At 46.3% G+C, this 11,344-nt stretch carries 12 protein-coding genes and 1 tRNA gene; 7 read left to right on the top strand and 6 right to left on the bottom strand.

What is annotated here, in order from left to right:
• Positions 1 to 159, top strand: a 159-nt coding sequence (locus WJT86_RS12310) for an autotransporter outer membrane beta-barrel domain-containing protein (RefSeq protein WP_407066960.1), incomplete at its 5' end; no start/stop codon positions are given.
• Between the two features lie 96 nt (positions 160 to 255).
• On the opposite strand, the gene WJT86_RS11815 is transcribed toward WJT86_RS12310, so the two are convergent.
• Entirely contained in the window at positions 256 to 900 is a 645-nt protein-coding gene (locus WJT86_RS11815) for an SWIM zinc finger family protein (protein WP_346337790.1), read from the bottom strand.
• A 73-nt stretch (positions 901 to 973) separates the two neighbouring features.
• Positions 974 to 1,058, bottom strand: a tRNA-Leu gene (locus WJT86_RS11810).
• A 246-nt stretch (positions 1,059 to 1,304) separates the two neighbouring features.
• Here WJT86_RS11810 and WJT86_RS11805 point away from each other — a divergent pair.
• Positions 1,305 to 1,886 carry a YqaA family protein gene (locus tag WJT86_RS11805; RefSeq protein WP_346337789.1) on the top strand — a complete coding sequence of 194 codons (582 nt, stop codon included), beginning with the start codon at positions 1,305 to 1,307 and terminating at the stop codon, positions 1,884 to 1,886.
• A 32-nt stretch (positions 1,887 to 1,918) separates the two neighbouring features.
• A complete protein-coding gene (locus WJT86_RS11800; protein WP_346337788.1) occupies positions 1,919 to 2,419 on the top strand; it encodes a disulfide bond formation protein B in 501 nt (166 codons plus the stop codon).
• A 6-nt stretch (positions 2,420 to 2,425) separates the two neighbouring features.
• Here the strand turns inward: WJT86_RS11800 and WJT86_RS11795 are convergent, their stop codons facing one another.
• Entirely contained in the window at positions 2,426 to 2,815 is a 390-nt protein-coding gene (locus WJT86_RS11795; RefSeq protein ID WP_346337787.1) for a response regulator, read from the bottom strand.
• A 185-nt stretch (positions 2,816 to 3,000) separates the two neighbouring features.
• On the opposite strand from WJT86_RS11795, the gene WJT86_RS11790 reads away from it, so the two are divergent.
• A complete protein-coding gene (locus tag WJT86_RS11790) occupies positions 3,001 to 3,759 on the top strand; it encodes a glutamine amidotransferase (protein WP_346337786.1) in 759 nt (252 codons plus the stop codon).
• Positions 3,760 to 3,765: 6 nt separating this feature from the next.
• Here the strand turns inward: WJT86_RS11790 and WJT86_RS11785 are convergent, their stop codons facing one another.
• Positions 3,766 to 4,119, bottom strand: a complete 354-nt coding sequence (locus tag WJT86_RS11785) for a carboxymuconolactone decarboxylase family protein (protein WP_346337785.1) — start codon at positions 4,117 to 4,119, stop codon at positions 3,766 to 3,768.
• A gap of 55 nt (positions 4,120 to 4,174) precedes the next feature.
• Here WJT86_RS11785 and WJT86_RS11780 point away from each other — a divergent pair, with 55 nt between their 5' ends.
• From WJT86_RS11780 to WJT86_RS11770, 3 genes are read left to right on the top strand one after another with little or no spacing between them, the layout of a single operon-like run.
• Positions 4,175 to 4,489, top strand: coding sequence for an ArsR/SmtB family transcription factor (locus WJT86_RS11780; RefSeq protein ID WP_346337784.1), 315 nt, complete (start codon positions 4,175 to 4,177; stop codon positions 4,487 to 4,489).
• Between the two features lie 30 nt (positions 4,490 to 4,519).
• Positions 4,520 to 5,044 (top strand): rhodanese-like domain-containing protein, encoded by a 525-nt coding sequence (locus WJT86_RS11775; RefSeq protein WP_346337783.1) that lies wholly within the window; start codon positions 4,520 to 4,522, stop codon positions 5,042 to 5,044.
• 40 nt (positions 5,045 to 5,084) lie between these two features.
• Positions 5,085 to 6,146 (top strand): ornithine cyclodeaminase, encoded by a 1,062-nt coding sequence (locus tag WJT86_RS11770; protein ID WP_346337782.1) that lies wholly within the window; start codon positions 5,085 to 5,087, stop codon positions 6,144 to 6,146.
• A 59-nt stretch (positions 6,147 to 6,205) separates the two neighbouring features.
• Here the strand turns inward: WJT86_RS11770 and WJT86_RS11765 are convergent, their stop codons facing one another.
• Together WJT86_RS11765 and WJT86_RS11760 are read right to left on the bottom strand one after the other, a co-directional pair.
• The gene (locus tag WJT86_RS11765; protein ID WP_346337781.1) at positions 6,206 to 8,566 is read right to left on the bottom strand and encodes an autotransporter domain-containing protein; all 2,361 of its coding nucleotides are present in this window, start codon (positions 8,564 to 8,566) and stop codon (positions 6,206 to 6,208) included.
• Between the two features lie 236 nt (positions 8,567 to 8,802).
• The gene (locus tag WJT86_RS11760; RefSeq protein WP_346337780.1) at positions 8,803 to 11,196 is read right to left on the bottom strand and encodes an autotransporter domain-containing protein; all 2,394 of its coding nucleotides are present in this window, start codon (positions 11,194 to 11,196) and stop codon (positions 8,803 to 8,805) included.
• Positions 11,197 to 11,344 lie beyond the last annotated feature (148 nt).

Raw genomic sequence — 11,344 nt, 5'->3', positions numbered from 1 at the left:
AGTGATCTTGGTGGAACCTGGGGCTCGGTTGATGTGGGTGTCTCCGGTCAGGTCAGCACCAACATGCGTCTGTTCGCATCCGCGACCTACAACGCCTCACTGGATAGCGGCAAGGGTCACAGCATTGCCGGAAGACTGGGCGTAAAATACGTCTGGTAACTTGCGGTTTTTGAAGATAAACATCCCTGTTTTTAATAAAACAGGGATGTTTATGTGTTTTATATTTTATGAAATTAGGCTCTATCGTGTCTAATTCTAATTTGCAAACTCAGTCTCAAGCACTTCAAGAAGAGTAACTCCAGCCTTCTCAAAAGAACTCCATGAACTTGTTTTTGGCGTCGAACGTAGTGTCCAAGGTCTAACACGCGGACGATGATTCACTTGTATTAAATCGCCGTCATCTGCAAAATAGGTATCATAAGTATTCAACTCATAAGACAATTCTAAAATTGATGATTTTAGAGGTATTCCATTTTTTCGGCGCTTATGAATACTCAAAATTTCAGTTTCTGGCAGCTGATCAGAATAGTTAATGTGATATATGCTTTCATCACATAATGAGGATATATAATTTGCTAGTGTAGCTAAAGATTGTATTCCGTTTGGTAATGAAGGGAGTTCAGGCTTTTTATTGGAGGGTTTATGTTTTATAGCTCTATCAATAAGTGGGGAGCCTTGAGCAATATCTTGTAATTCTCTGACGCTATCTGAGGGTTCTACTAAATTTGTAATATCTCCGACGAGAATTGCTGCAATATGCTTACAAAACATACCGCCTTTTCGGCCCGCAGGGCATGAGCAAAAAGCGCGTAAATTTTCTCCGGAACCCTCTACTGTTATATTGTATGGTTTTTGTGAGCTACCCATTACCTGAAATTTTAAAGACATTTTCTCAATCATAGGCATTTCTATTGGCGTTAGAATACTAGGATTTAGTTTTGGAGAAAATATTACTTCAGGCCAATCTTTATATTGGTGCCCCTGGCCGGAATCGAACCAGCACTCCTTGCGGAACTCGATTTTGAGTCGAGCGCGTCTACCAATTCCGCCACAGGGGCTTACCTGTGTGACAATCGCCTATCATGCCCGATTGCTTCAGGTCAATCTTGAATGATGTTTGAGGCGCAGATTTTTGCTTACAAAAATATTTAATTCTGCTTTTTACAAGAATAGGCAGAAAAAATCTGGCAATTAACGATTTCCTTATCGAGAGGATGCATAAAAGCCATAATTCGTCATGTACTGCATTGTTATGTTTTGCCCCATCTCCAATGGGATCGTTTAGATAAGGTCAGCTGAGGGTCATGTTCCGAAGTCTTTATAACTGGATTCTATCACTTGCTGCCCGCCCGTCTGCGCCTTGGGCATTATCGGCGGTATCCTTTGCTGAAAGCTCCTTCTTTCCTATTCCTCCTGATGTGATGCTGGTGCCTATGGTTCTGGCAAAGCCTGAGCGGGCATGGTTTTATGCCTTCATCTGTACGGTTGCATCTGTTCTTGGAGGCATTGTCGGTTATTTTATCGGTGCTGTTCTTTATGATACCATAGGTGTCTGGCTGTTTAATCTGTATGGGCTGACAGAACAGGCTGCAGTCTTCCGGGATACTTACGGGGAATACGGGGCTTATGCCATTTTGATCAAGGGGTTCACCCCAATCCCGTTTAAGCTGATTACGATTACGTCTGGTTTCGCCAATTACCCTCTATTCTGGTTTGTTATCCTATCTGCTTTAACACGGGGTGCGCGCTTCTTTCTGGTTGTGGCTCTGGTCAAGAAATTCGGACCTGAGATTCAGCACATTCTGGACCGCCATATTAATATAGTTGGTATTATCTTCATCGTTGTGCTGATTGGCGGCTTTGTTGTCTTCCGCTATCTGCTTTGATGAGTAAGGATACCAAAAGGATGAGTTTGCTAATGCAATTACAACAGGAACTGACACCACGCAGAACGGCTCTTTTTGTTCTCATTAGCGCGATTTGTGTTATCGCTGGCGCATTTATTTTCCAGTATGGCTTTGGGATTGCCCCCTGTGAACTCTGCTATACGCAGCGGATAGCCTATTATATTGCCATGCCAGTTGCGCTTCTGGGAACGCTTCTGCCCAACCGTAGTATGACTATTCGACTGGCTCTCGGTATTCTTGTGCTGGTATTTCTGTTTAATGCGGGCCTTGCAGCATATCATGCCGGGGTTGAATGGAAGTTCTGGGCGGGCCCAAGTAGCTGCACGACGCCACAAGGGATGTCTCTGGATAATGGTGGTGATCTGCTGGCGCAGATGCAGCAAACAGTTGTTGTCAGCTGTGCCGATGCGGGCTGGCGTCTGTTCGGTATTTCGTTGGCTGGCTGGAATACGCTGATATCTTTGGGCCTGGCCGTCGTTGCTGCTTTTCCGCTTATTGCAAAGAAGCAGTAATTCCCCTTATGGGGCTGGTGTCGCCAATATACTTTTCAGAAGAACTTCCAGATCTTTCTGTGTGAATGGTTTCGGTAGTACAGGGCTATCCTGATAGGCAGGCTCAAGCCCGGCTTTGCCATAACCTGTTGAAATAAGATACGGGATGTTTCGGCGTTTGAGTTCATCAACCAGCGGGTAGACGGGCTCACCGGCAATGTTGAGATCAAGTATGGCAACATCAATCTCTGTTTCCGCAAGCAGTGTAATGGCTTTGGAAATGCGCGCAGCTGTTCCGCATACTTCGCAGCCAAAATCAAAGAGCATATCTTCAATCAGTAATGCGATTGCTCCTTCATCCTCAACAATAATGGCACGGATACCGGCGAGAGAATTGTCATTACCAACGCTGCTCATACATTTGCCTTCTTGTTTGAGTAAGGGTGCTTCGCTCAGTGCTACAGTTGGAGCAGAGACAGCCAAGCTGTCAAGTCATCCGGTAAGAATGAGCTGCGTGATTGAGGGGCTCTCTTATCAGTGACAATTGTTTTATTTTTCTGGAATACGCTTTATATAAGCCGTAGATATATTTTATTTGAACGATGGCCGACATAACCGCAAATAGTGAATCTGATAAAAAACCCGTATTGATTGTTCTTCATCAGGAGGCATCAACGGCGGGACGTATTGGTGATATCCTTGTCCAAAGAGGTTATGCGCTTGATATCAGGCGCCCGCGATTTGGCGATATGCTGCCGGAAACACTGGTCAATCATACGGGTGCTATCATTTTCGGTGGGCCCATGAGTGCCAACGATAATGAAGATTTTATTCGGCAGGAGATAGACTGGATCTCCGTACCACTGCGGGAAAACAAACCTTTTCTTGGTATCTGCCTCGGTGCCCAGATGCTGGCGCGCAACCTTGGTTCAACAGTCCGACATCATACACAGGGACTGAATGAGATCGGCTATTACCAGATTACGCCGACAGATATGGGTTCAAACTTTGCGCAGAAGGTTGGGGCACCATGGCCGAGCCATGTCTATCACTGGCACAGTGAAGGATTTGAATGCCCGGCTGGCGCTGAAAAGCTGGTGAGTGGCGAGTATTTCCCCAATCAGGCTTTTCGCTATGGTCAGAATGCCTATGCCATTCAGTTTCACCCTGAAGTGACTCAGGATATGATGAAACTATGGACGATAAAAGCCGCTGAGAAGCTCACGCTGCCTGGTGCGCAGGATCGGAATACGCAGCTTGAAAGCCGCCTCCGTTATGACCCGGAAGTTGATCGCTGGATCAACCGGTTCATTGATTTCTGGCTTAGCTCAGGTAACGGAGACGGGCTGGCTTTGGCTTAAAGGTGATCAGTCTTTCTTGGCCTGCTGGAACTGCTCGAAAGCGGAAATGGCATCAGCAGCATACATGAGGGATGGTCCACCACCCATATAAACGGTCATTCCGAGAACCTCTTCAACTTCAGCTTTTGTTGCACCAAGCTCAACCAGTGCTTTGGCGTGAAAGCCAATGCAGCCGTCACAATGTCCGGCGACGCCAAGGGCCAGTGCGATATACTCTTTGGTTTTCTTATCAAGCACGCCATCTTTTGTAGCTGCCTGGGCCATTGCAGAAAAACCCTGTATTGTCTCTGGAATGTCAGCGCGTAAGGTTTTCATATTTGCTGAGATGTTCTTGGTGATTTCTAAATAATCCTTAGCCATAAATTCCTCCATAAAGACAGTTGAATATATTAGAAATATCTAATATAAAAACCTCATGAACACAACCCATGAAATACTTCCACCTGATGTGATGGTGCGTAATGCCACACAGGCGGCCGATTTACTCAAGCTTCTGGCAAACGCCAAGCGGCTTGAGATTTTGTGTACGCTGGTCGGTGGAGAGAAATCCGTTGGTGAACTTGTTAATATAACAAACCTTTCACAATCTGCTGTTTCTCAGCATCTGTCAAAACTCAAAGCATCTGGCATTATCAAAGACGAGAAACGTGGGCAGATGGTCTATTACGCACTGGCAAGTATGGAAGTAAATGCCATTCTCTCTACATTATATCTGATTTACTGCCGCTAATAATTTAGAAATTACTAATGGATTGTCACAATGTCTATTTTAACCGTTGATGCAAAAACACTTCAAGGCTGGTTGGCGAATAATGAAGCTGTCCTTGTTGATGTACGTGAACCTGTTGAATATGCCACGCAACATATTCCAGAAGCTGTTTCCCTGCCGCTCTCTCAGGTCTCCATGACCAGTCTGCCTGAAACAGACGGGCGAAAGCTGGTACTGCAGTGTAAGGGTGGGGCGCGATCAATGGCGGCCTGCTCCAGTTTGCAGAAGCAGATGCCGGATGCTGTTTTCTATAGTCTTGCCGATGGCATTGGCGGCTGGCTGCAAATTGGTGGCCCTGTTATCGGGAATGGTCGTAAGGTCCTTCCGCTTGACCGTCAGGTTCAGCTGACGATCGGGATAGGTCTGCTCCTGTTCTCTCTGCTGGCATGGTTTGTCAGTCCGTATTTCATTCTGGGTACGGGCTTTTTTGGTCTTGGACTGACATTTGCAGGAGCAACAGGGTTTTGCGGCTTGGCAAGACTGATGGCACTGGCCCCTTGGAATAAAATGCCATAAAAGATCATATATGAGATTGGTGAGCACTTCGGAGACTAATGTGACTGCTGCCAAATTGAATATCGTTCCCTTTGTGAGCGTCGATCATATGATGCAGCTTGTTCTGCAGATTGGTGTTGAACGTGCTCTGACCGAAATGGCTTCTTATATTGAAGAAGATTTTCAGCGATGGGAATTGTTTGATAAAACGCCGCGTGTCGCATCTCATAGTCATGACGGCGTCATTGAACTTATGCCGACCAGTGATGGTACGCTGTATGGTTTCAAATACGTCAATGGTCACCCCAAGAATATGCGCTCTGGGCTCCAGACTGTGACAGCCTTTGGTGTGCTGGCGGATGTTGGGTCAGGCTATCCAATGCTGCTGACGGAGATGACGCTTCTGACTGCTTTGAGAACGGCCGCTACGTCGGCTGTTGCTGCGAAATACCTTGCACCTGAAAATCCAAAAACCATGGCAATTATTGGGAATGGTGCGCAGGCTGAATTTCAGGCGCTTGCATTTTCCGCCCTGATGGGTGTTGAGACTGTGCAGCTTTACGATATTGACCCTGCTGCCAGTCAGAAGTGTCGATATAATCTTGCTGGCACAGGCCTTGAGATCAAGATGTGTGCTTCTGGACAGGAGGCGGTTGAGGGGGCGGATATTATCACCACTGTTACGGCTGATAAACAATATGCCACAATTCTGACGGACAACATGGTTGGGGCAGGTGTTCATATTAATGCTGTTGGTGGTGATTGTCCGGGTAAGACGGAACTGCACAAAGATATCCTGCTACGCTCGGATATCTTTGTCGAATATACGCCGCAGACCCGTATCGAGGGTGAGATACAGCAGCTTGATGAGAGCCACCCGGTAACGGAACTCTGGCAGGTAATGACTGGTCAGGTTCAGGGGCGCAAATCACCAGAGCAGATTACGCTGTTTGACTCGGTTGGCTTTGCGATCGAGGATTTTTCAGCTCTGCGTTATATCCGAGATAAGCTTGCCGGAACGGGTTTGTATGAAGAGCTGGATTTACTGGCTGATCCCGATGAACCACGTGATCTTTTCGGCATGTTGCTACGTAAACAACAGCAGATGGCTGATGGTCAGTAAAGGCCTTTAACTTCAGGTTATATGTGAGATAAAAAAGGGCCCCGAGGGGCCCTTTAATCTTAGAAGCGTGTTGAGGAACCGATGCGTACGGTTGCATCAGGTTGATTGCTCTTGCCGATTATTGTCGAGACAGAGCCACTGACGCGGGTATCTGGTGTGACATTCCATGAAGCACCAACCGCAAGTTCAGCCCAGTCTTTTTTCGATAAACGAATATTGCCTGATGAGACATCATAGGTATCAATCATAATACCTTTGAGAATATCAGCATGACCGGAGAGGCGATGGGCCCAGGCTGCGCGGGCAAACATCTCAAAGCTGTCCGAGAACTGGTGACGAACCTCCAGACCCAGTCGGCTGATCAGTTCACGGGCTGTCTGGTTTTTGAAAGCGATCGGGAAGGGACCACCTTCTTCCTGATAACCACCAACCTTTGAACGTGTCCATTCAATCTCGGCGTAAGGTGTCAGCCATGTCTTGTCGAGCATGGCAAAGCTCCAGCCAACCCGACCTAAGGCGCCCCATGACTGTCCATCTGTAGAGTCTTTTGAAAGGACGCTAGCCCGCGAACCATTCATATAACTGCGGCTGATATCGATATCATGCCAGCTTGTTGTGACAGCCCCGAGAAGCTGCAACCCTTCCCGTGAGGGAGCATAGGTTGCGAAGAGTGAGACGCCATAGGAGGATATCTTGTTTTTGCCACCAAGGCGCAGATCATAATCACCGGCTCCGGCTGTAAAGGCTGTGCCAATAGAGAATCCCGGCAGCAGGTTCATGGAGATACCAGCAGAACCACTGATGAGGTTGCCCTTCCCATAGTCTCCATTACTGCTCCAGAAGGCACCGGATCCGGTAATAAAGGCACAAAAACGTGTGTCTTTATTTTCCCATGGTGCACATTGCTTAGTTGCAGCAAAACGTAGGTCAGAAAGTGCTGCTGATGGCAGGTTCTGAACCTGTAACACCTTTGCTGCCGTATCCTGAACGGATACACCAACCTCCTGATCCGTAATAAAACCAACAGATGGGGGTTGTGGTGGCAGTACTGTCGGTGGGGTCACTCCGGGTTCAGTTGGGCCAACTGGTGGAGTTGGATCTGTTGTATCGATAGATTCATTTGGAATACGAGCAATCCATGAACTGAAAACACCGGTTGTAGGGTCAAAACCGTAACCAGCCATTATCTGCCCGTCATCAGAAAGCAGATTGGCGATGACAAGAAAATTGGTATCAACAATGGTGACGCCATTTTCTGCCAGAATACCTCTGATGCTTTGCATTCCGGTTTTTTCAGTCCAGCGGAATGCTTCTGTTTGACCATATACGAGTGATTCAGTTGTTGTACCGGCGCCAACGATAACAGTACCGTCAAGACTAATTCTATAGGGAATGCTCAGAAGGGTAGATGCATTGGGATCAATGAAACCTAACCCTTTCATTCCAGTTTCTTCAGTCCAGCGAAAAGCCTCTTGTCTGCCGGCGGATGAAAGAGCGACGCCAATAATGGTATTGCCATCACCAGAAAGGTCCATTGGCTGAGTTACAATGGTATTCTCATCAATCGTACCAAGGCCGTGCATTCCGAGGTTTTCATTCCAGCGAAAAGCAACTATCTGGCCATTGTCATCATTAGAGACACCAATAACGACCGAGCCATCCGGATTGGTTTTTATAGCCTGTGACCTTTGGATGGAATTGCTAAGGTGCCCAAGACCTTGCATTCCGCCGGCTTCTGTCCAGCGGAAAGCTTCAGTCACAAAGTTATTGTTAGAATCAAAATAATGTCCTGTTCCCACCAGTACGGAACCATCGCTGCTTCCTGATATGACTGAGCTAAACTGTGGGGTTATGCCACTTCCTGTTATGAAGCCCAGGCCGACCATTCCTGTCGTTTCAGTCCATCTGAACGCTTCATACATGCTTTGATCATTGATGCTTTGTCCGGCAATAACATTACCGTTATCACTGGTCCAATAGGCAAGGCTATAAGGATTTTGTGAATTTAAAAATCCTAGCCCCTGCATACCTCCGGTCTCTGTCCAGCGGAATGCTTCGCGCTCTGCATTTGCGCTTGTGCTATTACCGATCACGACAGAGCCGTCTTTGCTGGTATATGTTGCGGAACTATAGGGTGCAAAAGAGGGGTTTGGGTCAATGTGGCCAAGACCTACGGTTCCGCTCGATAATGTCCAGCGGAATGCTTCTATTGCTCCTGTTAGTTGTGACATCTCTCCGACAAGAACAGCCCCGTTTCCACTAAGCCATGTCGGAGTAGTGGTTGCATCGGTGGCAGGGATCTGAATATAGGTAAAATCTGGCTCCAGATTCTTGCTGGACAGACCTTGGGCTGATGCCGTTATTGAACCCGTGCTCAGAAGTATTGCAATTGAGCTTAGAAGAATTGTTTTAATTTTCATATTTTGCCACCTGATTGCAGCTTATGATTGCATTTTTTGCTGCATAAATTTTTGTTGTCATTAAATGAATTTTTTATAAAATCCAGTAATATTTTTCAAAATATAATATAATTTAACAAAGTTAGAATAATTTTACTTTTCATACATTAAATTACAACAATGTCATTAATGAGGGTGAATTTATAAGTGCCCAACAATATTAAATTTTGGGCACTCATTAATGTATTCTTGCGTCATTAAAAGTCTGTCGAAACACCGATACGGACAGTTGCATCTGGCCGGTTGCTCTTGCCGATGGCAGTTGAGACAGAGCCGCTGAGGCGGGTATCTGGTGTGATCTTCCATGACGCGCCAAGTGCAAGTTCCGCCCAGCTCTTCTTCGGAAGAGAGATGGCACCTGATGAGAGATTAAATTTTTCAACCATCACACCTTTGAGTGCATTAGCATGACCTGAGAGGCGATAGGCCCAGGCTGCCTGACCAAATATCTCAAACCTGTCTGAGAATTCATGGCGAAACTCAATACCGAAACGACTAACCAGTTCGCGGGCGGTCTGGCCTTCAAAGATGAATGGGAATGGCCCACCTTCTTCCTGATAACCGCCAATTTTTGAACGTGTCCATTCGATCTCTGCATAAGGCATGACCCATGTTCTATCGAGGGCAGTAAAGCGCCAACCAATCCGGCCTAACGCGCCCCATGATTGCCCGTCAGCCGAACCTTTGGAGAGTACGGTTGCACGAGAGCCATTCATATAGCTGCGGCTGATATCCATATCATGCCAGCTTGTTGTGACAGCTCCCATCAGTTGTAGGCCTGTTTTTGCAGGTGCGTATGTGGCGAACAGTGAGACACCATAGGATGATATCTTGTTCTTTCCTCCAAGGCGCAGATCGTATTCACCTGTCCCTGCCGTAAAGGCTGTGCCAATAGAAAAGCCGGGCAGAAGGTTCATGGAAATACCAGCGGAACCACGGAAGAGATTACCATTTCCGTAATCGCCATTGTTGCTCCACAAGGCACCGGATCCGGTGATGAAAGCACAAAAACGTTTGTCACTATTCTCCCATGGTGCACATTGCTCAGTTGCGGCAAAACGCATATCAGCCAGAGTTGCTGATGGCAGGTTCTGTACCTGCAACACCTTCACTGCTGTATTGCTGATTGTGGCATGCGCTTCCGATGGGGAAATAAAGCCAATATCTGGTGACTTGGGAAGCTCAGGTAAGCCTGTATCAATATCAGGAACAGTCGTTCCCGGCTCAGTTGGGTCAATAGGGGGGGAGCCGCCGTCTATTGCTGATTCATGGGGAATTCTGACAATCCATGTCTCTAAATTGAAAGCAGCATCATATCCCATACCAACTATAACTTGCCCATCCTCAGAAATCTGTGTTGCTTGAATAAGCTCAAGACTGCCGGTTTCAATGCCATGGGTTGCCAGAATGGCTGGTATACTTTGCATACCTGTTTCAGGTGTCCAGCGAAAAGCACTTTGCATAAAAATTGCGTCTGGATTAGTGCTCACACCAACAACGACCTGACCATCTCCGCTAACGGCAGAAGCAGCGCTGATTGGCGTAGCGCCGCCACCATTAATGAAGCCAAGGTTTTGCATTCCGTCTGTTACACTCCAGCGGAAAGCCTCATTAAAATCTGAAGAATTTTTGCTATAACCAACGACTACAGATCCGTCTTTGGATAAATCAAGTGGTTCACTGGCAATGCCGGAAATATTGTTCATGTCAGTGAGGGCACCGAGGCCGTGAATTCCAGCTTCTGCCGTCCATCGAAATGCTTCGATTATGCCCAGATCATTTTTTGCCACGCCAATGATCACGGAGCCATCATGATTAGTTTTATAGGCTGAACTGGATGAGGTTGCTCTGTCTGAACCAAGTATGCCGATACCCTGCATGCCAGTTTCTGCTGTCCATCGGAAGGCTTCTTCATAGAAAGTATTGTCAGCGGTTCTGCTGCCGCTTGTTCCAACAATGACAGAACCATCAGCGCTGCCTGATTTTGCTAAGCTGCTATAGCTGATGGTGCCATTAACTCCTGGTAAAAAACCGAGGCCTTGCATACCTGTTACTTGTGTCCAGCGAAATGCTTCTGAAAAATTGTCATTGTTGGAACTTTGCCCAATAACGACAGAGCCATCATTGCTGGTCCAATATGCTGTGCTGAAACGTGATGTTGATCCGCCAAGAACGCCGAGACTCTGCATTCCCGTGGTTTCAGTCCAGCGGAATGCTTCTACCATAAGGCTCGTGCTAGAGCTTCTTCCGACAAGGACAGAGCCATCCTTGCTGCCATAGACTGCTTCACTAAAATAATATTGCCCATCTGGTGATCCAAGAAATCCCAGACCTTGAATGCCATTGCTTAATGTCCAGCGATAGGCTTCTGAGTGTCCAGATGGATTACTAGATGTCCCAATAATAATCGTCCCATCAGGACTAAGCCATTTATTATAATTTTCATTGCTCGAGGGTTTGCCGCCATCAATGTATCCAACTGTGCCAAATGAATACTCCTGAGCTTGCAATGAATGTGTATTTTCAAGCATCATTCCTGACAGGGCTACAATGCTAGCTGAAATAAAAAGTTTAAATTTATTAATTTTCATTGTGCCCCCAAAAAAATCTTTTCTATATATTTAGATTTTTTAATATAAGATTGTGGCAAATATTAGTTTTATTATTTTAATTTATAATTATATTTTAATTATTAAATAAATAAGAACTAATATTTGTTTTACTCGTATAGTTTCTATT

This window comes from Hohaiivirga grylli, from assembly GCF_039655745.1.
Classification (GTDB): domain Bacteria; phylum Pseudomonadota; class Alphaproteobacteria; order Rhizobiales; family Beijerinckiaceae; genus Hohaiivirga; species Hohaiivirga grylli.
Note: the sequence above shows the minus strand (reverse complement) of the source record. Positions and strands in the feature narration are given on the sequence as shown.